Genomic DNA, 22,087 nt, shown 5'->3' on the forward strand with positions numbered 1-22,087 from the left:
ACTATGGCCCGGCTGTTGCCGCCTCTTCGGCCTCAGGTCGCCACATTCACCTCGTGTGGCGTTTCGCCGTCCGCATGATCCTCGTAGGCGTGCCGGATTTCGTCGGGAGGAACCCGGTTGGCCGGTCCTGGAAGGGGGCGTACCGGGCCGTGATCTATGCCGGGCTCAAGAGCCTGCAGCGCGGTGGCGCGATAGGCCGCCACGCCGTCCAGCGTGTGGTTTTCGAGATGATGCGCGTCTATCAGGACGGCCGGACTTTCTTCCGTCTGCCCGGTACCGGTTTCATGGCGCTCTGCGGTGCTACTTTTCTTGTGGCGATCGCCGCCGGTTCCGTTACCGTCGCGATCTGCCGGGTACTCTGTCGCATGCGCCACGACTTGGGCCGCTTGCGGCCTTTCAATCGTCGTAGCCATTTCGGCCTCCTGGCCCTCAGAGAAGAATATCAAGGATCATTGATTATGGCCCTTGGTATTTCCCACCTTTCTGGTGGAATTCCCTGAGTCTCTCAACAAAGGGTTAACGAAGCTTTACCTAAGGGTAACCCATTGCTAGGCCAGCTACAAGTTGCGGCAAACGGGTGTCACGCCGCCTTTTCGGCAGCGCTTCCCACGATCCTGACCACATCAGCCATGATATCGGTCAGCTGGAAATCCTTCGGCGTATAGACTGCTGCGACCCCCATCGCCAGTAGCAGCGCGCCGTCCTCTTCGGGAATGATGCCGCCGACCACGACCGGAATGTCGTCCGCGCCGGCCACCCGCAGCCGGTCCACCACGTCGCGCACCAGCGCCAGATGAGAGCCGGACAGGATGGACAGGCCGATGACATGCACGTCTTCCTCGACCGCCGCGTTGACGATCTGGGCGGGCGTCAGCCGGATGCCTTCGTAGACCACCTCCATGCCGCAATCGCGCGCGCGCACCGCGATCTGTTCGGCGCCGTTCGAATGCCCGTCAAGCCCCGGTTTGCCGACCAGGAACTTCAGCCGCCGGCCGAGCTTTTTCGAAACCGCCTCCACGTCCTGGCGGACCGCATCGAGATTGCCGGTATCGTCCCGCACCGACTGGCCGACGCCGGTCGGCGCACGGTATTCCCCGAACACCTCGCGCAGAATGCGGCCCCATTCGCCCGTCGTGGCACCGGCTTTGGCGGCGGCGATCGACGGTTCCATAATGTTGAGGCCTTCCTGGGCGGCCCGCTTCAGCTCGCCGAGGGCGGCCTCCACGGCGGCCGCGTCACGGGCCTCCCGCCAGGCCTTGACCTTTTCAATCGCCTCTTCTTCAACATGCTCGGGAACGGTCAGAATGGCGCCGTCCTCGCCGGAGGAGAGCGGCGAAGGCTCGCTTTCCGTCCATTTGTTGACGCCGACGACGATCTGGTCCCCGGCCTCGATCGCTGCGAGCCGGGCGGAATTCGCTTCCACCAACTGCCGTTTCATGTAGCTGGAATCAACCGCAGCGACCGCACCGCCCATGGCATCGATCCGCGCAAGCTCCTCGCGCGCGGCGTCTTTCAATGCTTCCACCTTGTTGGTGATCTCCGTAGATCCCTCGAAAATGTCGGCATAGTCCAGCAGGTCGGTCTCGTAGGCCACGATCTGCTGCATTCTGAGCGACCACTGCTGGTCGAAGGGCCGCGGCAGGCCGAGCGCCTCGTTCCAGGCCGGCAACTGCACGGCACGGGCGCGGGCGTTTTTCGACAGGACAACCGCGAGCATCTCGATGAGAATGCGGTAAACGTTGTTTTCCGGCTGCTGTTCGGTCAGTCCCAGGGAATTGACCTGAACCCCGTAGCGGAAGCGCCGGTAACGTTCGTCCTCGACGCCGTAGCGGTCCCTGCAGATCTCGTCCCAGAGTTCGGTGAAGGCGCGCATCTTGCACATCTCCGTGATGAAGCGCATGCCCGCGTTGACGAAGAAGGAGATCCGGCCGACCGCCTTCGGGAAATCCGCTTCCGGAATGGCGCCGCTCGCCTTCATCGAATCCAGAATGGCGACGGCGGTCGCCAGCGCGAAGGAGAGTTCCTGAACCGGCGTCGCGCCCGCCTCCTGCAGATGGTAGGAGCAGACATTCATCGGGTTCCACTTGGGCATGTTGGAATAGGTCCAGGCGATCACGTCGGTCGTCAGCTTAAGGGACGGTGCTGGCGGAAAGACGTAAGTGCCGCGCGACAGATATTCCTTGATGAGGTCGTTCTGGGTCGTCCCGGCCAGAAGCTTGCGGTCCGCACCCTGTTCGTCCGCCGCCGCGATATAAAGCGACAGCAACCACGGCGCGGTCGCGTTGATCGTCATGGAGGTGTTCATGCGCTCCAGCGGAATGTCGCTGAACAGCGCGCGCATGTCTCCCAGATGCGCGACCGGAACGCCGACCTTGCCGACTTCGCCGCGCGCCAGAAGATCGTCCGGGTCATAGCCGGTCTGTGTCGGCAGATCGAAGGCAACGGACAGGCCGGTCTGACCCTTGGCGAGGTTGCCGCGGTAAAGCTTGTTCGACTCGGCGGCCGTCGAATGACCCGCATAGGTCCGGAAGATCCAGGGACGATCCCGTTCTGCGCGCGTTTCACTCATGCCAACTCTCCTCCTTGATCAACCTGTTTTCCGCTTCATTCCCGGAAAGCCCTCCGGTTGATCGGTCTTGTCTTCCAAGGGCACGCCACCCGCATCCGACCGGTGCGGAATGCCCTAAGGCGTTCTCGTGCCTGCGTTATTCGTTCCTGCGACACACTTCCGGCGATGCCTTGCGGACAGGAGAAAGTGTGCCGGAGTTTGCGCGTCCGCGAAACCCCTCTCTCGCAATGCAAAATATGGCTGGCGCCAAAAGGCAAGTTAAGCAATAGTCGTATAGATCGACGTCATTTTTTGAACAATAGTTGCGCAAATCCGGGTTTGACCCGGTCAAGCTTTGTGCAATTGCGAAAATCTGCGGCAACAAAAAACAGCCCTGGGAGGGTAGAATGACGGCATCGGCCGAAGCCAACGACAACCAAACGCGGGAGGGTGCCCCGGTGAAAGATCTTTATGAAATCGGAGAGATCCCGCCGCTCGGCCATGTTCCGAAGAACATGTATGCCTGGGCGATCCGGCGCGAACGCCACGGTCCGCCTGAAGAAGCCATGCAGCTTGAGGTCGTTCCGACCTGGGAACTCGACAGCCACGAAGTGCTGGTTCTCGTGATGGCGGCTGGCGTGAACTACAACGGCATCTGGGCCGGGCTCGGCGAGCCGATCAGCCCGTTCGACGGCCACGGCGCGGCCTATCACATTGCCGGCTCGGATGCTTCCGGAATCGTCTGGGCGGTGGGCGACAAGGTCAAGCGCTGGAAAGTCGGCGACGAGGTCGTGGTTCACTGCAACCAGGATGACGGCGACGACGAGGAATGCAATGGCGGCGACCCGATGTTCTCCACCTCCCAGCGTATCTGGGGTTACGAGACGCCGGACGGCTCTTTCTCCCAGTTTACCCGCGTTCAGGCGCAGCAGCTCATGCCGCGTCCGAAACACCTGACCTGGGAGGAAAGCGCCTGTTACACGCTGACGCTTGCCACCGCCTACCGCATGCTGTTCGGCCACCATCCGCACGAATTGAAGCCCGGCCAGAACGTCCTGGTGTGGGGCGCCTCCGGCGGTCTCGGTTCCTATGCGATCCAGTTGATCACCGCGGCCGGCGCCAATGCCATCGGCGTGATCTCAGACGAGGACAAGCGCCAGTTCGTCATGGACCTCGGCGCCAAGGGCGTGCTCAACCGCAAGGACTTCAACTGCTGGGGCCAGCTGCCCAAGGTCAACTCGCCGGAATATGGCGAGTGGTTCAAGGAAGTGCGCAAGTTCGGCAAGGCGATCTGGGATTTCACCGGCAAGGGCAACAATGTCGACATCGTCTTCGAGCACCCGGGCGAAGCCACCTTCCCGGTTTCGACCTTCGTCTGCAAGAAGGGCGGCATGGTCGTGATCTGCGCGGGCACCTCTGGCTTCAACTGCACCTTTGACGTCCGCTACATGTGGATGCACCAGAAGCGCCTTCAGGGCTCCCACTTCGCCCACCTGAAACAGGCATCGGCTGCAAACAAGCTGATGATCGAGCGGCGCATCGACCCGTATATGTCGGAAGTGTTCCCCTGGGACCAGATCCCGAAGGCCCACACCAAGATGTGGAAGAACCAGCATGCACCGGGCAACATGTCAGTTCTGGTCTGCGCTCCGACGACAGGGCTCAGAACCTTCGAGGACGTTCAGGAAGCCTGCAAGCGCTGACTGACAGTCCCTCGCAAGACCGGCGGAAAATCTTACCGGCAAATCGGCCCGCACTCGCGGGCCGGTTTTTCGATGGCCACCGCATGGCGAGCCGGATCAAGTCGTCGCGAAAACCCGCACCTGTTTTGAAAAACGGGAGTGCTTCAGCCCGAAAACATGATGGAGGATCGTGTCGACGTCCTGCGGATAGAAAGGCTTGCGCAAAAAGGCCGTTGCACCAACCTGTTCCGCCGCCTGGTTCAAGGCGTCGGTCATCTCGGTCGACATCAGAACGGTTTCAGCCCCTTTCTTGTAAGCGGCCAGCTTCTGAGCCAGTTCGATACCGTTCATTTCGGGCATGTTGAAATCGCTGAAAATGATCCGGTATTCACAGTCCTTGACCTTCTCCAGGGCAGACGGCCCGTCTTCGGCCTGATCGATCTCCAAGTCGAAGATGCTCTTCATCAGCACCTTTTCGACGATGCGGCGCACGGTTGCCGAATCGTCGACAATAAGCGCTTTGTGGCGGGTACGAATCGCGTCGAAGGTCCGGACGAGTTGATGGACTTGCTTGTTTGAGAAAGGCTTTTCCAGAAAATCATAGGCTCCGAAGGATTTGAGCTTTTCCTCGGCGGTCGCGTTCAACTCGTTCGACATCGATATCGCAAAGGTCTTGCCGCCCATCACGTGAATGGCCGCCATTACTTCCACGCCGTTCATCTGCGGCATGTTGATATCGAGAAACGCGAGATCGAAGGCCTGTTTGCCCAGAAGCTGGACGGCCCGTTGTCCGTCGTGAACCATCGATATGTCAAACTTCCGGCCGGTTTGCAGCAAAGCTCTTTCCACAAACTTGCAGACCGTAGAAGAATCATCGGCAATGATTGTCCGGATGATCTGTCCGTCTTCGCTGTCTGTCATACTGACCGTTCTTCCCGAGATGTCGCTCAAGTCCAAGCGCCAAGCTATATGCAAACAACAACGTTAACACCAGATTTTAGAACAAAAAGATCTTTGGAGAAATTCAGAGTTCCTTTTGGTCCGGAAAATCCCCAGAGAACATACGGTCGCGGCGCCGTTTAACTTTGCGGCCCCAATTCTGCTGCGATTGAAACGCAGGCTTCGAACCGCCAACCGATTCGTTCCCTCTTTCCCGGACAGACCTGCACCCATGCCCGCTATGGCACGACATTCCGCTCCGACGACAAGACCGGCCACCCGCAGGGCAAAGCTGGCTATGGCCGCCCTCGCGACCCTGACGATCGCCGCCTGCCAGAGCGAACGCTTCAAGACCCCTCCCTTTTATCAGGATCAGGCAAGTGCCGGGGTTCAGGTCGACGCGGCCACGGCGGCGCAGATGATTTCCCAGTACCGCGCCAACAACGGCCTGCCGCCGGTTTCGCCGGATCCGCGCCTGACGGGGATCGCGCAATCGCAGGCCGACGCAATGGCGGCGGAGGGAACCGTCAAAGCCTCTCTTGCCCCCGCTCAGCAACTGGCCACCCGTATGGCGTCGATCGGCGAACCGAAAACCGCCGCGGCCGAAAATGTCAGCGCCGGATACCGGACCTTCGCCGAGGCCTTCTCCGGCTGGCGGGAATCCCCCAAACACAATCAGGTACTTCTTACGAAAGACGCCACAAGGCTCGGAATCGCGACGTCCTACGCGCCGGCGACAAAACACAAGGTGTTCTGGTCGCTCGTTCTGGCGGCGCCGGCGCCTCAGTAGACCCGCGGCTCGAAGTAACGCTGCGGGTAACCCGGGTTGTAGGGACGGTAGGGATAAGGCGGCACGGCGATGCGCGGCCCGCCGTAGATCGGGTAGTTCCGGTAGTAGCGCTGCACGCCGATATAGGTGCCGGCATGAGGAATGGGTTGCCCGTAATAGGCCCCGTTGCCTCCATAGGCCAGATAGCGCCCGGAAACCCAGCCTTTCACGTTGGCGAACGCCGCGTCACACCATCTGTAGTCGGCCGTACAGCCGAAAACGGTGACTCCTGCGCTGCGCGGAAGCGTGGTGATGACCGGGTAGTTGGTTCCCGGACCCGTGCGCATGTTCAGGTCGGCCGTCGTATAGGCGATGGCAGGTCCAGCGGCCTGGGCGGCGGACGCGAACCCCATGAAACCAAGTGCGATGAACGCCAGTGACAAGCGGATCAACATTCAGACAACTCCGACAACCCTATCCCGTTGAGTTACAGGTGTGGGGACAGATGATGGCAAAAATATAACACCGCCGCAGCGCGAACCTTGCGCCCGATGCGATGCGCCGCCACTGGCGCCGGGCAGAGCCTGTCCGCTCGCCTAGCGCCTCAGCTTGCCGTTGAGCCAGTCGCGAAACTGCGACTTGGTGCCGAAGAAGGCGTTTCTGTCGACGTCGCCCCTGATCCCGGGAACCCGGCCTTCCGCGGTATACTGCCAGAACACCCAGTCGTTGCGCTGCTCGTAGATATTGTTCGGGTAGCTTGCGACGGAACGCAGCCAGAACTGCTCGTTCTTGAAGGCTCCGACCAGCCTGTCCCGATGGAAATCGACGGAGGAATAGATGACCGGCCGCTTGCCGTAGTGTTTTTCCATCTCATCCAGAAACAGCTTCATTTCCCGGTGAATATGGGTTCGCCCCGGCCGCTTCTGGCAGGTCTTGGAATGGGCGTTCCATTCCATGTCCAGCACGATCGGCAGAGCCTTCGGGTCGACGGGAATGATTTCCTTAACCCACTCGATCTGCTCTTCCACAGGTCTGCAGAAATAGAAGAAGTGATAGGCCCCCCTTGGCACGCCGGCCTGGCGCGCGGCGATCCAGTTGTCGAGGAAGCGCGGATCGACATGATCTCCGCCTTCCGTCGCCTTGATCCAGGCGAATTCGACGCCCGAACGTTTCACTTCGTGCCAGTCGATATCGCCCTGCCAGCGCGAAATATCGATACCGTGTACGGCATAGTCGTCCGGTGTCGGATCCGGAAAATCATAGGCGGAACAAGATCCTAGAAAAACGAACCCGACGACCGAGCAAAACGATTTCACCAGCTCCAGCACAGCATCCTCGACAGGTTAAGAAAAACTTTCCACTCGCGCCCAAAATGCGCGGGATTTCCTAACGGAACGTGGACAAATTCACGGTTTCTCAGCAAAAACACGTAACGACCGGTCCTCCGACTGGAACTAGGGCGGGATTGCGGCGGATCAAAGACGGCTTCGCCGGGTCGCACGGAAGACCGCAGCCGAATTCGATTGCACTCAAGACCCGAATCCTTATGACTCGGCTCACCGAAACACGATCCTGGCAGGGCAACTATGACCGACCGGCTGAAACTCGTTACCTGGAACATCAATTCCGTGCGTCTGCGCATGCCGATTGTGGAACAGTTGATCGAGGAAACCGCACCGGATGTGATCTGCCTGCAGGAAACCAAGTGCCCGGACGCGAATTTTCCCGAAAACGCATTCCGCAAGGCGGGTTACGAACATATGGCCATCAATGGCCAGAAGGGCTACCACGGTGTTGCGACCCTGTCCCGGCTGCCGCTTTCCAACATCGAAAAACGCGATTTCTGCAATGTCGGCGACAGCCGCCATGTAGCCGTCGACGTGCCCTTCAACGGCGCCAGCCTCAGACTGCACAATTTCTACGTACCGGCAGGCGGCGACGAACCGGACCGGGAGATCAACCCGAAATTCGGCCACAAGCTCGACTTCATGGCGGAGATGCAGGACTGGCTGAAGGGTGACGAAACGGCGCGCCCGGCCGTTCTGGTCGGCGACCTCAACGTCGCGCCTTATGAGCATGACGTCTGGTCCCACAAAAAGCTTTTGAAGGTCGTCTCCCATACGCCTGTGGAAACGGAGCTTTTCGAAAAGGTGCGCGAGACCGGGGGCTGGCTGGATGCCATGCGCCAGTTCACGCCGATGGAGGAAAAGCTCTACACTTGGTGGAGCTACCGGGCGAAGGACTGGTCGGCCGCCGACAAGGGCCGCCGCCTCGATCATGTCTGGGTTTCAGAGCCGCTTGCCCCGCACATCAGGAAGACGTCGGTTCTGCGCGACGCGCGCGGCTGGGAAAAACCGTCCGACCACGCACCGGTCATCGCGGAATTCTCGGTCTGAGAACCGGTTCGGCAGAGGAGACGGCCTTCTCCACGCGCGCGCCTGCTCACTGCTCGGCAGCCTGACCGCCCTCCCCAGGGCTTCAAGGTCTCAGGATGACCTTGCCGCGCACCCGCCGGGCCGCGAGTTCCTCCAGCGCGGTGGAAATGTCTTCCAACGGATACGTACCGTGCACATGCGGCTTCAGCTTGCCCTGCTCCACCCACTCAAGCAGTTGAGCCATATTGGCCCGGTGCCCGTCCGGATCGCGGCTGGCGGCCTCGCCCCAGAAGACGCCGCACACGTCACAGCCTTTCAGCATGACGATGTTGAGAGGAATTTTCGGAATGTCGCCGGCGGCGAAACCGATCACCAGAAAGCGGCCTTCCCATGCGGTAGCCCGCAGCGCCTGTTCGGAAAGCTCTCCGCCGACAGGATCGTAGACGACGTCCACGCCCTTGCCCCCGGTGAGATCTTTCAAGGTTTCTTTCAGCGGCGCACTGGAATAATCGACCGTCAGCTCCGCGCCAAGCGAGCGGGCGAAGGCGAGCTTGTCTTCCGACGATGCGCAGGCGATCACCTTTGCCCCCATGAGCGCGGCAATCTCGACCGCGGCCTGGCCGACCCCGCCGGACGCGCCCAGAACGGCGACGGTCTCACCGGGTTTCAGCTTTGCCCGGTCCCGGAAGGCATGCAGCGTCGTTCCGTAGGTTACCGTCAGGCCGGCGGCGATATCGAAAGACACGCCGTCCGGCAGCCTGACGAGATCCTGTTCGCGGACGACGACCTTTTCCCGCGCCGCGCCCCAGCGGATATAGCCCATGACCCGGTCTCCGGGCTGAAAACCGGTGACATCGGGACCGGCCGTTTCGACCACACCGGCGAACTCCGCGCTCGGCGAAAACGGCATGTCGGGCTTGTACTGGTATTTTCCCTGAATGATCAGCGTATCGAAGAAATTCAGGGCGCAGGCCTTCACCCGCACGGTGATTTCCCCGGCGGCGGGCGCCGGTTCGGGGATCTCTTCAACCGTCAGACTGGAGGGCGGGCCGAAGGTTTTGCAAAGACAGGCTTTCACTCAAAAATTCCCGTTGTCCGGTGATGCCGCAACGGTTCGTGCGGCGCGCTTTTCGCGTGAGCTGAGAACCGCAAGGGCCGCAAGCGTAACCAGGGCGCCCGACAACAGGTAGCCCCCGGCAAAAGCCAGTCCGAAATTAAGTGACAGGCTAAGGGCAACCAACGGTGCGAATGCCGCCCCGAAAATCCAGGAGAGGTTAACCGAAAGGGCACTGGCCGTGTAGCGGTACTGTTTCTGGAACCGGTTGGGCAGAATCGCACTCGCCTGTCCATAGGACAACCCGAGCAGGACATAGCCCACAAGGACATAAAGCGCCCCGCCGTCCAGCAGGTTGGTCACGATGAAACTGAACAGGGCGATCGCGACTGAGACGATCGCAAGCATTCTGCGACGGCCGAATCTGTCGGACAACACCCCGGAAACGACCACGGACGGGATCGACACCACGCTTCCAAGCAACAAGAGAAGAAGAAGGTCCGAGATCGGCCGCTGCACCTCCAGATAATCGACCGCCAGCGGGAACACGGTGACCATGTGCAGAATGGCGTAGCTGGCAAGCGGCAGGAAGGTGGCCAGCAAGACGTCCTTCCAGTGAACGGACAGCATCTCGAAGAAGGGGCTCGACTTCAGCAGCGCCTCTTCCTTGAACATCTCGTGCGCCGCGCTGTGAATGAGCTGCAGCCGCGCGAACAGCGACACGACGTTCACCGCCAGAACGGCGAAGAACGGCCAGCGCCAGCCCCAGCTCACGAATTCTTCCTCCGTCAGGAAGCCGGTCAGCACGTAGAAGATAGCCGCGGCGACACACAGGCCGATCGGCGCGCCAAGCTGCGGGATCATGGCATACCAGCCCCGGCGGTTTTCCGGAGCGTTGGTCTGCAGCAACAGTGTCAGTCCGTCCCAGGATCCGCCAAGGCCGATCCCCTGTCCGATCCGCATGAGGATCAGGAGCAGTGGCGCGAGCACCCCGGCAGTCTCGTAGCTGGGAAGCAGGCCGATCGCCATGGTCGATCCGCCGAGGATGAAAAGCGCGAGCGTGATCTTGCCCGACCGTCCGATCCTGCGTTCGAGGCGCTTGAAGGCCTGACTGGCGAAGGGGCGCGCCAGAAAGGCCAGCGGGAAAACGGCAAAGGACAGCATGACCGCGGTGGCCGGCTCGTGGGACGGAAAAAAGACCGCGGGGAACACGAGGACGGAGGCGAAGGCGTAAACGAAGAACCCGAAATGATCCGTCACGCGCGCCATGACGACGGTGATGATGTACTCGTCGAGATCGAGTTGTTTCGCGGCGCCCGGGGCAAAGCCACCCTGGACATTCGTGGCATCGGTCATTCGGATTCCCTGTGTCGTTTCGTACTTTGCATACGAAAGGTTGTGCGTGACCGGAACTCCGGCCGGTCTTCGAGGTTCCGCGCCCTGCGGCGAACGCCGGATGATGGGTCTCCTCTCCCGCCAACGTCCCGCGCGCAGTCGGGTTCCGCTGCGCCCTGGCGCCGCGCATGGAAGCCCCGGAAGGAAAATCTAACATGATTTCCTCAGCTTGCACTATGGCCTGCGCACCGGAACTCGCAAGACACCTATAAGTATATATACGAATTTATTTCAGCTCTAATTATGCTGCGACGCAATATACCCTTGTCAAGCTGCGGCGGTCGCGGTACGTCTCGTCGTGCAGGTGGTCCCACCTTGCGATCAGGCTACCCCGCCGGATGCGCCAACCCAGGCGCAAGTCCTGGCCAGGCTCAGCCAGACCTCTCCGTCCAGCGGTGATATCACATGAGACTTTCCAAATTCGTGCCCCTTTTGGCGGCATCCCCCTTTCTCGGCGGCTGCAATCTGGTGGTGATGAACCCCGCCGGGGACATTGCCAGTCAACAGGCGCAGCTGATCGTCTATTCGACGATCCTTATGCTGATCGTCATCGTGCCGGTCATGGCTCTCACGGTCATTTTCGCCATCAAGTACAGAGCCTCCAACGAGGAAGCGGAATATCAGCCCGACTGGCACCACTCCACGAGCCTGGAAATCGTTATCTGGTCGGTTCCCATGGCAATCATCCTGTGCCTCGCCGGGCTTACCTGGGTCGCGACGCACCGGCTGAACCCCTATTCGCCGCTCCAGCGCATTTCGGCGGAAAAGGAAATCGAGGAGGATCACACGCCGCTGGTCGTTCAGGTCGTGGCCATGGACTGGAAGTGGCTGTTCATCTACCCCGAACAGGGCGTGGCGTCGGTCAACGAGCTTGCGGCTCCCGTCGACAGGCCGTTGAAGTTCGAAATCACCTCGTCAACCGTCATGAACTCGTTTTTCGTCCCCGCCCTCGCCGGACAGATCTACGCGATGGCGGGCATGCAAACCGAGTTGAACGCGGTGATGAACGAGGAGGGCGTCTACGACGGCTTCTCGGCAAACTACAGCGGCGCGGGTTTCTCGCACATGCGGTTCAAGTTCCACAGTGTCGACGAGGACGGCTTCCAGAACTGGATCGCCACGGTACGGGAAGGCGACCGGCCGCTCGACCGCGCGGCCTTTCTGGAACTTGACGAAGCCAGCATCGCTGATCCGGTCAGTTACTACAGCTCCGTCGATCCGGAACTCTGGAACGCGGTTATCAATTTGTGCGTCGATTCCAACGACCTGTGTCAGAACGACATGATGATGGTCGACGCATTGGGAGGAGGAGGCCTGGAGGGCCTCTATCTACGCGAGGTCTTCGCGGGAATCTGCAGTTCGAGCAACCCGACGGGTATGCTGAGCAGGATCCGCGACAGTCGCGAAATCGCGCAAGCCGGGGACTTTCCCGGGGAACTGTCGCTCGCCGGTGCCGATCTTGCCAGTCTGCTGCGGCGGCCGGCCGGCTCCGGTGCGACCGTTCCCGGCAGCGGCGCGGGGTCGAAGACCGACGAATGACAACGCGGTGTCTCCCGCAGGCGCGAACAGCCCCGCGGGCCCGCATTTCTCCCGAAATTTCAGTTTGAGGACATAATGGCGGCAGCTGACTATTCACGCTGGGATCCCCTCGTGGGGAAACTGGGCTGGGACATTTTCCCGTTTCACGAACCGGTCGTTCTGGTGACCTTCATAGGCGTCGTCATCGGCGGCCTCGCGGTGCTCGGCGCGCTGACGTACTTCAGGCTGTGGGGATATCTCTGGAAGGAGTGGTTCACCAGCATCGACCACAAGAAGATCGGTATCATGTACATGGTGCTGGCGCTGGTCATGTTCGTGCGGGGGTTCGCGGATGCCCTGCTCATGCGCGTTCAGCAGGCCTGGACCGCAAGCGGCGGCACCGGGTACCTGGAACCGCACCACTATGACCAGATCTTCACGGCTCACGGCATGATCATGATCTTTTTCGTGGCCATGCCCTTCGTCACCGGGCTGATGAACTTTGTGATGCCGCTGCAGATCGGCGCCCGGGACGTCGCCTTCCCGTTCCTGAACAATTTCAGCTTCTGGCTGACCACTTCCGGCGCCGTGCTCGTGATGATGTCGCTCTTCGTCGGCGAATTCTCCACCGCAGGCTGGCTCGCCTACCCGCCACTCTCCGGCATTCAGTTCAGTCCAAGCGTCGGCGTCGACTATTACATCTGGGCGCTGCAGATCGCGGGCATCGGCACCACGCTGTCGGGGATCAACCTCATCGTGACCATCGTCAAGATGCGCGCCCCGGGCATGGCCTACATGAAAATGCCGGTCTTCTGCTGGACGACATTGTGCACCAACATCCTGATCGTCGCGACCTTTCCGATCCTGACGGCAACCCTGGTGCTGCTGAGCCTCGACCGTTACCTCGGCACGCACTTCTTCACCAACGACCTCGGCGGAAATCCGATGATGTATGTGAACCTCATCTGGATCTGGGGCCATCCGGAGGTTTACATCCTCATTCTGCCGATTTTCGGGGTGTTTTCGGAGATCGTGGCCACCTTCAGCGGCAAGCGCCTGTTCGGCTACACCTCCATGGTCTATGCGACCGCGGTCATCATGATTTTGTCCTACATCGTCTGGCTGCACCACTTCTTCACCATGGGCGCCGGCGCCAACGTGAATTCCTTCTTCGGCATCACCACCATGGTGATCTCGATCCCGACCGGCGCGAAGATGTTCAACTGGCTGTTCACCATCTACAAGGGCAGGATCAGGTTCGAGGTCCCCATGTACTGGACCCTCGGCTTCATGCTGACATTCGTGATCGGCGGCATGTCGGGCGTGATGCTGGCGGTGCCGCCGGCCGACTATGTGCTCCACAACAGCCTGTTTCTGATCGCCCACTTCCACAACGTGATCATTGGCGGCGTGGTCTTCGGCGTCTTCGCCGCCATGACCTACTGGTTTCCGAAGGCATTCGGTTTCCGCCTTGAACCGTTCTGGGGCAAGGTGTCCTTCTGGTGCTGGCTGATCGGTTTCTATCTGGCCTTCATGCCGCTCTACGTGCTCGGCCTCATGGGGGTCACCCGCCGCCTCAGTCAGTTCGAGGGTACGATCTATTCGGCCTATTTCGTGGTCGCCCTGGCCGGTGCCCTGTTCATAGCCTTCGGCATTGCCGCCTTCCTGATCCAGATCGCGGTCAGCATCCGCAACCGCGAGGCCCTGCGCGACACAACGGGCGACCCCTGGAACGGCCGCACGCTGGAATGGTCGACCTCTTCACCGCCGCCCTACTACAACTTCGCGTTCACGCCGAAGGTCCACCGGATCGACGCCTGGTGGCACATGAAGCAGGCGGGATACCAGCGGCCGCTGGAAGGCTTCGAACCGATCCACATGCCCAGATACACCAGCACGGGAATCGTCCTTGCCGGCATCATCACGGTCCTGGGCTTCGCTCTCATCTGGCACATCTGGTGGCTGGCAGCCGTAACCTTCGTGTTCTCAATCGGCTACGGCATCGATCACACTTTCAACTATGACCGCGACTACTACGTTCAACCGGACGAAGTCGCCGGCATCGAAGGTGACAGGACCAAACTGCTTGCCGCGGAGGCCGTCTCGAAATGAGTACCGAAACCGTTCTGGAACCGCAGGACTTCTACGTCCGGCAGGCCGCGCACGACGACGGCGAACATCACCACGAAACCGGAACCATGCTAGGTTTCTGGATCTACCTGATGAGCGACTGCCTGATCTTCGGCACGCTCTTTGCCACCTACGCCGTACTCGGCCGCAACTACGCGGCCGGTCCCTCGCCCGCGGATCTGTTCGAACTCGACATGATCCTGCTGTCGACCTTCATGCTTCTGTTCTCGTCCATCACCTACGGCTTTTCCGTCTTGCGCATGGACAAGGGCGATCTGAGGGGCACACTGCTCTGGCTTGTCGTGACCGGGCTCTTCGGGCTAGCGTTTCTCGGGCTCGAAATCCTTGAGTTCAGTCACCTCTGGCATATCGGCGCCACGCCCATGGCCAGCGCTTTCCTGTCGTCTTTCTTCACGCTCGTCGGCACCCACGGGCTGCACGTCACCGCGGGCTGCATCTGGCTGGTGGTCCTGCTGGTGCAACTCGGCAGGCACGGCCTGACCCATGAGAACAAGCGCAGGATGATGTGCCTGTCCATGTTCTGGCACTTCCTCGACCTGATCTGGATCGGCGTCTTTTCCTTTGTTTACCTGGCCGGAGTTCTCGTATGAGCGCGTCTTCAAACACCTCTCTTGAGCACGGCGAAGGCCACGGCGAAGGCGGTCACGGGAGCTTCAGGACCTACATGATCGGTTTCGGCCTGTCGGTCGTGCTGACGATCATTCCGTTCTGGCTCGTCATGAACGATGTCCTGGATGATCGCCTGCTCACGGTCGCGATCGTGTTCATCCTCGGCGCCGGCCAGATGATTGTCCATATCTACTTTTTCCTGCACATGAATTCGCGTGCCGAAGAAGGTTGGCTGGCGATGTCCCTGAGCTTTACCGTCCTTCTCGTGGTCATTGTGCTGTCGGGATCGATCTGGGTAATGTTCCACCTCGACGAGAACATGATGCCGTCGCACGACCAGATCGAGCGGGTAAAGGCGCTTCCCTGAACGGAAGCGCCCCGGGCGGTCCCAAGCAAAGAACAGCCGGAAGCTCTGGACACATGACGGACTGGCGAAAGCGCGTCTTCTTGAACTGGGTCCTGCTTGGTGCCTCGGTAGTGCTGCTCGTCTGCCTTGTTCTCCTGGGCAACTGGCAGCTTCGGCGCCTGGACTGGAAGACCGAACTGATCCACGCCGTCGAAACGAGAGCCTTCGGTGAGCCCGTCCCGGCACCTGCAAAGAGCCAATGGCCGGACGTTTCGGCCGCAAGCCATGCCTACATGCGGGTCAGCGCTGAAGGCCGGCTTCTCGGCGGAAAGTCCCTTTTCGTCAAGGCACTGACGGAACTTGGCTCCGGTTTCTGGATGATGCAGCCTCTGGAGCGAAACAACGGCGAGATCCTCTGGATCAACCGGGGCTTCGTTCCCGCCGCATACCGGACCTCTGCGGACAGGGACGATGGCACGGACAGGAAAGGCGTAATCGTCACGGGCCTGCTGCGCATTAGTGAACCTGGAGGAACCCTGCTGGAAAAGAACGCCCCGGAAGAGAACCGCTGGTACTCCCGGGACACCCGGGCCTTCTCCCGTCAGGCCGGCCTCGGAGACACGGCGCCCTTTTTCGTGGACGCCGACCACACGCGCGCCCCCGGTGCCTTCCCCCGAGGCGGACTGACCGTCATCGATTTCCGAAACAACCACCTGCAATATGCCCTTACATGGTATGCGATGGCACTGCTTCTCGCAGGCGGCATCGGCTACGTGATCTGGCTTTCGCGCCGCCCGCCGACGCCGGACGACGACTGATGCCATGCGGCATTGGCTTTAGGTTGCGGACCCGAGGGCACCATGCGAAAGCCGGTTCGAGATCATCCGCCTCTTGACGGGAACGCGGGAGAACGGCATCACACCGCCTTCATCGGACAACATTTGGAACACGATGCGCGGATATTTTGCAGTCGGGGCGGAAGGCCTCTCGAAGCGGATGAACCTTGGAACCCTGATGCGCTCGGCCCATGCGTTCGGCGCGAGTTTCTTTTTCACCGTCGACGCGGACCAGAAAATCCGCAAGGCGCCGCCCTCCGACACCTCGAAAAGCCCCGGCCACCTTCCCGTGTTCACCTGGGACTCGGTCGACACCATGGATCTTCCCAAGGGCTGCCAGCTCGTCGGCATTGAACTGACAGACGACAGCATCGACCTGCCGAGCTTCGGCCACCCGCTCCAGGCTGCCTATGTACTCGGCCCGGAACGCGGCTCCCTGTCGCCGGAAATGCTGGAGCGCTGCGACCACGTGGTGAAAATCCCGACCAAGTTCTGCATCAACGTCGCCATGGCCGGCGCCATCGTCATGTACGACCGGCACCGCGCGCTAGGCCGCTATGCCGAACGATCGATCACCGCCGGCGGACCGAAGATCGAACGCCCGAAACACGTCAGCGGCGGCCCGGTCATGCGCACGGGACGCAAGGTGCCCGGCACGTGAAGATTGGGCTTGCCTTCACGAAGGCATGACGGTTTTCTTGCCGGACATTGCTGGAGGCTTCGGATGACCGGAATTCCGAAAATATTCGCCGTATTGGCGGTTCTGCTGACCCTCGCCCTGCCAGGCACCGCCCGGGCGGCGGCCAAGGTCGCCCTGGTGATCGGTAACGGCGCCTATACCTCCATGCCCGCGTTGCGCAATCCGGCCAACGACGCCAGACTGATTTCCGCCAAGCTTTCCGGTCTCGGCTTCGATGTCGTTGAGATTATCGACGGCACCCGCAGGGACTTCCGCGAAGGCCTGACCCGATTCGGCCGCCAGGCGCAGGACGCGGATGTCGCGCTCACGTTTTATGCCGGCCACGGCGTCCAGGTGAACGGCCAGAACTGGCTGCTGCCGGTGGACGCGGACATCGAAGCCGCCACCGATCTGGCGGCGCAGGCGCTGAGAGCGGACGATCTGATCGACATCATGACCGTGTCCGGCGCGCGTCTGAAGCTCGTCTTTCTCGATGCCTGCCGGAACAACCCGCTGCCGCGCTCCCTGTCCAGGGGCGCGTCGAGAGGTCTGGCGCGGCTTGAGGCCAACGCGGCCGGCATGATGATTGCCTTCGCGACCTCGCCCGGCGACGTCGCCCAGGACGGCGCGGGACAAAACAGCCCCTTTACCGAAGCCCTGGCCCGATTGATCGACACGCCGGATCTGGAAGTCCGCCATCTGATGGGCAAGGTGCGCGAAAGCGTTTACACCTCGACCGGCGAGCGCCAGCTTCCCTGGCTCAACGAGGCCCTGATCGGCGAATTCTATTTCGGCGGTCAATCCGGCGACGGGTCCCAGGCCTCGAATCCGCAGCCTCCCGCGCAGCCGCCGGCCCCAACAGGCCAGATCGCCGCCCTGCGGCAGGAACCGGAGCAGTTGCCGGAGCCCCGTTACGCGGGCAGGCTTTGCCATTCGGCAAGCGATGGCCTTCAGGTCTGTGCGAGTTCCATTCTCGATCCGCAATACGGCAACCGATACGGCCCGGGCAACCTGCTCGACCGGGATGCCTCAACCGCCTGGGTGGAGGGCGTTTCCGGCAACGGTGCTGGACAAAAGCTGATGATCTCCTTCGGCCGATCGCGCGCGCTTTCCGGCTTTGAGATCGTCAACGGCTACGCCAAGAACCGGGACATCTACACCAAGAACGCCCGGGTGCGCACGGCGACGCTCCACCTGTCGGACGGCAGCAGTCAGCCGATCAGCCTGCGGGACGACATGCGCGCCAGCCGTTTCACCTTCAACTCTCCTCGGGACGTTTCCTGGATGGAGCTCGAAATCGGCTCGGTTTTCGTTGGCTCGAAATACACCGACACGGCGCTTTCGGAATTCGTGCCGATTTTCGCGGATTAGGACAGTTGAGCGAACGGCCTGTCAAACAGGTCTGGCGCGGAACATCATCGCCGCTCGATCGTGAAATCGAAGGACCGGTCCGGATAAGGCTCGTTCCTGAGCGTGAAATGCCACCATTCGCCGGCATAATTCCGGAACCCGCCCCGGGCCATCAGATCGAGCAGCGTGCGGCGCAGGTCCCGGGCCGCTTTCGGGACCGCTGGAGAGGCCGTGCGGCTGGCGGGATCGAAACAGTCGAACGGGGTGCCGAAATCGAGCGTCCCCGGGTCTTTGGTACGGCAAACCGGGTTATCCGCTCCTGAAGGAAGCTCCTCCGTCAGGGGTTCCAGGGCGAGATCGACGGTCGATCCTCTGGAGTGACTGCTTTTCGCGCCGATATAGCCTTGCCGGATCAGCTCCGAGCGCGGCACGTTCGGGTAGAAGTCCGGATCCCGCTCCCGCCCCGCGCCGACCCAGGCAACCATGGCTTCGACCGCGCGCCGTGGCCGGTAACAGTCGAAGACAACCAGGGAGTATCCCGCGCCGACCGCGGCGTTCTGGACCTTGCCCAGCGCTTTCGCGGCTGCTTCCGTCAACACGCATTCGCCGGCTGCGTAGCCTGGAACCCGCTTGCGCAGGAAGTTCTTCCGTCCGGCATAGCGTATGTCCTGGCGAATGTCCGGAACGATATCCCGCAGATAGACGAACCCGGCCGGCAAGGGATCCGCCGCCGCGGATCGTCCGGCGCTGCACAGGATCAGCGCCGCGGCCAGGCCTGCGCTAACCCACGTCGACCGCTTCATCGGATTCTATCAGCTGGCGCAAGCGGCCGAATGCAAGCCTGATACGCGACTTCACGGTGCCGAGCGGCAGACCGGTGTCGTCGGCGATCTCGCTGTGCGACTTGCCGGAAAAGAAGGCCAGCCGCACGACCTCCTTCTGCTCGTCCGGCAGTTTCTCCAGCGCGGCGCGAACGCGCTTCTCGCGCAGGCGGGCGTCCATCTCGTCGGCAACGTCGGGCAGCGGCGTCGGCTGCAGGGAAGGATCGTCCGGATCGAGTTCCGCCGTCTTTTGCCGCCGCAACCGGTCGATACGGCGGTTGCGGGCAATGCGGTAAAGCCATGTGCTGGCGGATGATTTTTCCGGATCGAAAAGCTCAGCCTTGCGCCACAACGTTACCATGACGTCCTGGGCAATCTCCTCCGCGGCCGCGTCGTCGGCTCCCTGTTTCATCAAGAAGCCTTTCAGGCGCGGTGCGAAGTAATCGAAAAGCTCCACGAAAGCGGACTTGTCCCGCTCGGCTGCGACCTTGACGATGAGACCGGAATAGTACTGCGGTTGCGGCAACGGCCAGCGATCTCCCTTGTGCGTCTCATTTTTTATCAGTTTGGCAGCAAAGCGAAAGGGTTTCTGCAACAAGGAAAATGTTTAGCGTTACGATCGGGTAGCCGCAAACACAAATGAACGGCCAAGCGGGAACCGCGCGCGACAAGTTTCACCGGGACGCCCGTTTCTGCCGGGAACCCGCCATCTGGGTGAACGGAATTTCTCGTTTCTAAAGGCCCAGCTGCCTGAATCGCCACACTCTCGCCGCGTTTAACCGCAACAGCGGTAGGTTCGCGACCCAATCCTGACGGTCTCAGTCATAAAAACATGAAAATGGAATTTGCCGGCTCCGGGTTTCAACCCTTTCGTAACCCCCTTTAAGTTATCATTAAAGCAAGGTTTATATGTCAGTCGGCAATTGAATTGAATTTGACAGAAACACATAGCCAAACGGTGTGGAGATGATGAAAGCAAAATCGCTGGTTCTGGCCCTTGCAGGTCTAGCCGTTTCGAGTGCAGTGGCTTTCGCGCAAACCCCGACGCTTCTGAAGCAGCACAACGACTGGGCCGCCTACGCGCTGTCGGGTGGCGGCGGCAAGGTCTGCTATGCGCTGACCAAGCCGACCCAGTCGCTGCCTGGCGACCGGAACCACGGGGATGTGTTCTTTTTCGTGACCTCGCGTCCGGCGGAAGGCGTCAGTTCCGAACCGAGCCTGCTGGTCGGTTACCCGTTCAAGGACAAGTCCTCCGTGACCGTCGATGTCGACGGCAAGGGTTTCACGCTGTTCACCAACAATGACGGCGCCTGGGTGGAAAACGCGGCGACGGAAGCCCAGCTTGTCGCCGCCATGAAGGCGGGCCGGGAAATGACCGTGAACGGCCAGTCCAGCCGCGGCACCCGGACCACCTACAAGTTCTCGCTGTCCGGCGTCACAGCCGCCATTCAGAGCGCGGCCAACGCCTGTAAATAACGGGCGTTCTTCTCCATTCGCGTGGACTTTCAGCCGGTTGGGCCGCAGTGCCCTTCCGGCCTTTTCGCATCATGACCATCGCGCGGAGACGCGAAGGCAGGGGTGTCCTGCACTTCGAAACCTTGATTTTCCGTACTGGATGTGGTTTTAGAGCCGCTTGAGTTTTCACCTGCAAGACAGGTTGCCCGGCCCGTGTGTCGCCCGATTCGACGCCCATTTGGGGGACCGGAAGACTAAACGGATCACGACATGGCCATAAGCCTCGACATCGCGCGGGACAATCCCAATGCGCAAACGGTAACGGTTCCGGCGGCCGCCCTGCAGCCGGGCGAGGACAAACCGACCCTGATCGGCCTCTCCCGCGAGGAGCTGGGCGAGGCGCTCGGCACCATCGGCGTTCCTCAGAAGCAGTGGCGCATGCGCGCCTCCCAGCTCTGGCACTGGTTCTATGTGCGCGGTGTGTCCGACTTCGCCCAGATGACCAATATCGCCAAGGATCTGCGTCAGAAACTCGACGATGCCTTCACCATCGCCCGCCCGGAAATCGTCTCCGAACAGATATCCGTGGACGGCACGCGCAAGTGGCTGTTCCGCTTTCCCGCGCGCGGCGCCGGGCGCCCGGTCGAGGTCGAGACCGTCTATATTCCCGAGGAAGGCCGCGGCACGCTCTGCGTCTCCTCCCAGGTCGGCTGCACGCTGACCTGCACCTTCTGCCACACCGGCACCCAGAAGATGGTCCGCAATCTGACCGCGGAGGAAATCCTGTCGCAGATCCTGATCGCCCGCGACCGGCTGGGCGATTTCCCGAACGCGGACACGCCCCAGGGCGCCATCGTCCCGTCCGAGGGCCGTCTGGTCACCAACATCGTCATGATGGGCATGGGCGAACCGCTCTACAATTTCGACAACGTCAAGAAGGCGCTGCTGATCGCGTCCGACGGCGACGGCCTGTCGCTCTCCAAGCGCCGCATCACCCTGTCGACCTCCGGCGTCGTGCCGGAAATCTTCCGCACCGGCGACGAGATCGGCTGCATGCTGGCAATCTCGCTGCATGCGGTGAACGACGAGCTGCGCGACGTTCTGGTGCCGATCAACAAGAAGTGGAACCTGAAAGCGCTGCTCGATGCGTGCCGCAACTATCCGGGCCTGTCCAACGCCAAGCGGATCACCTTCGAATATGTCATGCTGAAGGGCATAAACGACAGCAACCAGGACGCCCTCGACCTCGTTCGCCTGCTGAAGGGCATTCCGGCCAAGATCAACCTGATCCCGTTCAATCCCTGGCCGGGCACCGATTACGAATGCTCCGACTGGGAGCGGATCGAGGAATTCGCCGACATCGTCAACCGCGCCGGCTACGCCTCCCCCATCCGCACGCCCCGCGGCCGCGACATCTTCGCCGCCTGCGGCCAGCTGAAATCGGCCTCCGAACGCATGCGCAAGAAGGAACGGGACGCTATGGCGGCGCAGGGCTGAGCGGTTTGGCGGCGAAGCTGACAGGCAGAGACATTCGGAACGCGGTCTTCTCCTGAGAAAACA

Annotated in this window: 21 protein-coding genes; 12 read left to right on the forward strand and 9 right to left on the reverse strand. The window is 61.2% G+C overall.

The window, feature by feature from the left end; translation table 11 throughout:
- Nucleotides 1–32: 32 nt before the first annotated feature.
- Both JF539_RS26965 and JF539_RS26970 read right to left on the reverse strand, forming a co-directional pair.
- Nucleotides 33–413: a hypothetical protein gene (locus JF539_RS26965; RefSeq protein WP_207144323.1), complete on the reverse strand. Its 381-nt coding sequence runs from the start codon at nucleotides 411–413 to the stop codon at nucleotides 33–35.
- 167 nt (nucleotides 414–580) lie between these two features.
- A complete protein-coding gene (locus JF539_RS26970) occupies nucleotides 581–2,569 on the reverse strand; it encodes a protein meaA (RefSeq protein ID WP_207144324.1) in 1,989 nt (662 codons plus the stop codon).
- Nucleotides 2,570–2,955: 386 nt separating this feature from the next.
- Here JF539_RS26970 and ccrA point away from each other — a divergent pair, with 386 nt between their 5' ends.
- Nucleotides 2,956–4,251 (forward strand): crotonyl-CoA carboxylase/reductase, encoded by a 1,296-nt coding sequence (gene ccrA / locus JF539_RS26975; protein ID WP_207144325.1) that lies wholly within the window; start codon nucleotides 2,956–2,958, stop codon nucleotides 4,249–4,251.
- 96 nt (nucleotides 4,252–4,347) lie between these two features.
- On the opposite strand, the gene JF539_RS26980 is transcribed toward ccrA, so the two are convergent.
- Complete coding sequence (locus tag JF539_RS26980; RefSeq protein WP_207144326.1) at nucleotides 4,348–5,151, reverse strand: response regulator; 804 nt, start codon at nucleotides 5,149–5,151, stop codon at nucleotides 4,348–4,350.
- A gap of 316 nt (nucleotides 5,152–5,467) precedes the next feature.
- Between JF539_RS26980 and JF539_RS26985 the strand changes: the two genes are divergently transcribed.
- The gene (locus JF539_RS26985; RefSeq protein ID WP_207144327.1) at nucleotides 5,468–5,959 is read left to right on the forward strand and encodes a CAP domain-containing protein; all 492 of its coding nucleotides are present in this window, start codon (nucleotides 5,468–5,470) and stop codon (nucleotides 5,957–5,959) included.
- Here JF539_RS26985 and JF539_RS26990 read toward each other — a convergent pair.
- Both JF539_RS26990 and JF539_RS26995 read right to left on the reverse strand, forming a co-directional pair.
- A complete protein-coding gene (locus tag JF539_RS26990) occupies nucleotides 5,953–6,393 on the reverse strand; it encodes an SH3 domain-containing protein (protein WP_207144328.1) in 441 nt (146 codons plus the stop codon). The genes JF539_RS26985 and JF539_RS26990 overlap by 7 nt on opposite strands.
- A gap of 141 nt (nucleotides 6,394–6,534) precedes the next feature.
- The gene (locus tag JF539_RS26995; protein ID WP_207144329.1) at nucleotides 6,535–7,266 is read right to left on the reverse strand and encodes a glycoside hydrolase family 25 protein; all 732 of its coding nucleotides are present in this window, start codon (nucleotides 7,264–7,266) and stop codon (nucleotides 6,535–6,537) included.
- Between the two features lie 258 nt (nucleotides 7,267–7,524).
- Here JF539_RS26995 and xth point away from each other — a divergent pair, with 258 nt between their 5' ends.
- Nucleotides 7,525–8,334, forward strand: a complete 810-nt coding sequence (xth, locus tag JF539_RS27000) for an exodeoxyribonuclease III (RefSeq protein WP_207144330.1) — start codon at nucleotides 7,525–7,527, stop codon at nucleotides 8,332–8,334.
- A gap of 82 nt (nucleotides 8,335–8,416) precedes the next feature.
- Here the strand turns inward: xth and JF539_RS27005 are convergent, their stop codons facing one another.
- Complete coding sequence (locus JF539_RS27005; RefSeq protein WP_207144331.1) at nucleotides 8,417–9,391, reverse strand: NADPH:quinone oxidoreductase family protein; 975 nt, start codon at nucleotides 9,389–9,391, stop codon at nucleotides 8,417–8,419.
- Nucleotides 9,392–10,723 carry an MFS transporter gene (locus JF539_RS27010; protein ID WP_207144332.1) on the reverse strand — a complete coding sequence of 444 codons (1,332 nt, stop codon included), beginning with the start codon at nucleotides 10,721–10,723 and terminating at the stop codon, nucleotides 9,392–9,394. It abuts the gene before it with no gap.
- A gap of 444 nt (nucleotides 10,724–11,167) precedes the next feature.
- On the opposite strand from JF539_RS27010, the gene cyoA reads away from it, so the two are divergent.
- The 7 genes from cyoA to JF539_RS27045 all read left to right on the forward strand — a co-directional run bounded on the left by cyoA (nucleotide 11,168) and on the right by JF539_RS27045 (nucleotide 18,272).
- Complete coding sequence (gene cyoA / locus JF539_RS27015; protein ID WP_207144333.1) at nucleotides 11,168–12,301, forward strand: ubiquinol oxidase subunit II; 1,134 nt, start codon at nucleotides 11,168–11,170, stop codon at nucleotides 12,299–12,301.
- A 75-nt stretch (nucleotides 12,302–12,376) separates the two neighbouring features.
- Entirely contained in the window at nucleotides 12,377–14,392 is a 2,016-nt protein-coding gene (gene cyoB, locus JF539_RS27020; RefSeq protein WP_207144334.1) for a cytochrome o ubiquinol oxidase subunit I, read from the forward strand.
- Nucleotides 14,389–15,021, forward strand: a complete 633-nt coding sequence (gene cyoC / locus JF539_RS27025; protein WP_207144335.1) for a cytochrome o ubiquinol oxidase subunit III — start codon at nucleotides 14,389–14,391, stop codon at nucleotides 15,019–15,021. The genes cyoB and cyoC overlap by 4 nt, the downstream gene beginning before the upstream one ends.
- The gene (cyoD, locus tag JF539_RS27030) at nucleotides 15,018–15,407 is read left to right on the forward strand and encodes a cytochrome o ubiquinol oxidase subunit IV (protein ID WP_207144336.1); all 390 of its coding nucleotides are present in this window, start codon (nucleotides 15,018–15,020) and stop codon (nucleotides 15,405–15,407) included. The genes cyoC and cyoD overlap by 4 nt, the downstream gene beginning before the upstream one ends.
- Before the next feature lie 53 nt (nucleotides 15,408–15,460).
- Complete coding sequence (locus JF539_RS27035) at nucleotides 15,461–16,204, forward strand: SURF1 family protein (protein ID WP_207144337.1); 744 nt, start codon at nucleotides 15,461–15,463, stop codon at nucleotides 16,202–16,204.
- 133 nt (nucleotides 16,205–16,337) lie between these two features.
- On the forward strand, nucleotides 16,338–16,883 hold the full coding sequence (locus tag JF539_RS27040) for an RNA methyltransferase (protein WP_207144338.1): 546 nt from the start codon (nucleotides 16,338–16,340) through the stop codon (nucleotides 16,881–16,883).
- 63 nt (nucleotides 16,884–16,946) lie between these two features.
- Entirely contained in the window at nucleotides 16,947–18,272 is a 1,326-nt protein-coding gene (locus tag JF539_RS27045) for an NADase-type glycan-binding domain-containing protein (protein WP_207144339.1), read from the forward strand.
- Between the two features lie 44 nt (nucleotides 18,273–18,316).
- On the opposite strand, the gene JF539_RS27050 is transcribed toward JF539_RS27045, so the two are convergent.
- Together JF539_RS27050 and JF539_RS27055 are read right to left on the reverse strand one after the other, a co-directional pair.
- Nucleotides 18,317–19,054 (reverse strand): M15 family metallopeptidase, encoded by a 738-nt coding sequence (locus JF539_RS27050; protein ID WP_207144340.1) that lies wholly within the window; start codon nucleotides 19,052–19,054, stop codon nucleotides 18,317–18,319.
- Nucleotides 19,032–19,598, reverse strand: coding sequence for a sigma-70 family RNA polymerase sigma factor (locus JF539_RS27055; protein ID WP_207144341.1), 567 nt, complete (start codon nucleotides 19,596–19,598; stop codon nucleotides 19,032–19,034). The genes JF539_RS27050 and JF539_RS27055 overlap by 23 nt, the downstream gene beginning before the upstream one ends.
- Before the next feature lie 440 nt (nucleotides 19,599–20,038).
- On the opposite strand from JF539_RS27055, the gene JF539_RS27060 reads away from it, so the two are divergent.
- Together JF539_RS27060 and rlmN are read left to right on the forward strand one after the other, a co-directional pair.
- On the forward strand, nucleotides 20,039–20,548 hold the full coding sequence (locus JF539_RS27060) for an invasion associated locus B family protein (protein WP_207144342.1): 510 nt from the start codon (nucleotides 20,039–20,041) through the stop codon (nucleotides 20,546–20,548).
- Nucleotides 20,549–20,797: 249 nt separating this feature from the next.
- Nucleotides 20,798–22,024: a 23S rRNA (adenine(2503)-C(2))-methyltransferase RlmN gene (gene rlmN, locus JF539_RS27065; RefSeq protein ID WP_207144343.1), complete on the forward strand. Its 1,227-nt coding sequence runs from the start codon at nucleotides 20,798–20,800 to the stop codon at nucleotides 22,022–22,024.
- The last annotated feature ends 63 nt before the right edge of the window (nucleotides 22,025–22,087 follow it).

It is taken from the genome of Roseibium aggregatum, assembly GCF_017309185.1.
GTDB classification, from domain to species: Bacteria; Pseudomonadota; Alphaproteobacteria; order Rhizobiales; family Stappiaceae; genus Roseibium; species Roseibium aggregatum_B.

Bases quoted from the DNA above. Each gene is read 5' to 3' on its own strand.
- JF539_RS26965 (WP_207144323.1), bottom strand. From the start codon at position 413: ATGGCTACGACGATTGAAAGGCCGCAAGCGGCCCAAGTCGTGGCGCAT.
- JF539_RS26970 (WP_207144324.1), bottom strand. From the start codon at position 2,569: ATGAGTGAAACGCGCGCAGAACGGGATCGTCCCTGGATCTTCCGGACC.
- ccrA (WP_207144325.1), top strand. From the start codon at position 2,956: ATGACGGCATCGGCCGAAGCCAACGACAACCAAACGCGGGAGGGTGCC.
- JF539_RS26980 (WP_207144326.1), bottom strand. From the start codon at position 5,151: ATGACAGACAGCGAAGACGGACAGATCATCCGGACAATCATTGCCGAT.
- JF539_RS26985 (WP_207144327.1), top strand. From the start codon at position 5,468: ATGGCCGCCCTCGCGACCCTGACGATCGCCGCCTGCCAGAGCGAACGC.
- JF539_RS26990 (WP_207144328.1), bottom strand. From the start codon at position 6,393: ATGTTGATCCGCTTGTCACTGGCGTTCATCGCACTTGGTTTCATGGGG.
- xth (WP_207144330.1), top strand. From the start codon at position 7,525: ATGACCGACCGGCTGAAACTCGTTACCTGGAACATCAATTCCGTGCGT.
- JF539_RS27010 (WP_207144332.1), bottom strand. From the start codon at position 10,723: ATGACCGATGCCACGAATGTCCAGGGTGGCTTTGCCCCGGGCGCCGCG.
- cyoA (WP_207144333.1), top strand. From the start codon at position 11,168: ATGAGACTTTCCAAATTCGTGCCCCTTTTGGCGGCATCCCCCTTTCTC.
- cyoB (WP_207144334.1), top strand. From the start codon at position 12,377: ATGGCGGCAGCTGACTATTCACGCTGGGATCCCCTCGTGGGGAAACTG.
- cyoC (WP_207144335.1), top strand. From the start codon at position 14,389: ATGAGTACCGAAACCGTTCTGGAACCGCAGGACTTCTACGTCCGGCAG.
- cyoD (WP_207144336.1), top strand. From the start codon at position 15,018: ATGAGCGCGTCTTCAAACACCTCTCTTGAGCACGGCGAAGGCCACGGC.
- JF539_RS27035 (WP_207144337.1), top strand. From the start codon at position 15,461: ATGACGGACTGGCGAAAGCGCGTCTTCTTGAACTGGGTCCTGCTTGGT.
- JF539_RS27040 (WP_207144338.1), top strand. From the start codon at position 16,338: ATGCGCGGATATTTTGCAGTCGGGGCGGAAGGCCTCTCGAAGCGGATG.
- JF539_RS27045 (WP_207144339.1), top strand. From the start codon at position 16,947: ATGACCGGAATTCCGAAAATATTCGCCGTATTGGCGGTTCTGCTGACC.
- JF539_RS27050 (WP_207144340.1), bottom strand. From the start codon at position 19,054: ATGAAGCGGTCGACGTGGGTTAGCGCAGGCCTGGCCGCGGCGCTGATC.
- JF539_RS27060 (WP_207144342.1), top strand. From the start codon at position 20,039: ATGATGAAAGCAAAATCGCTGGTTCTGGCCCTTGCAGGTCTAGCCGTT.
- rlmN (WP_207144343.1), top strand. From the start codon at position 20,798: ATGGCCATAAGCCTCGACATCGCGCGGGACAATCCCAATGCGCAAACG.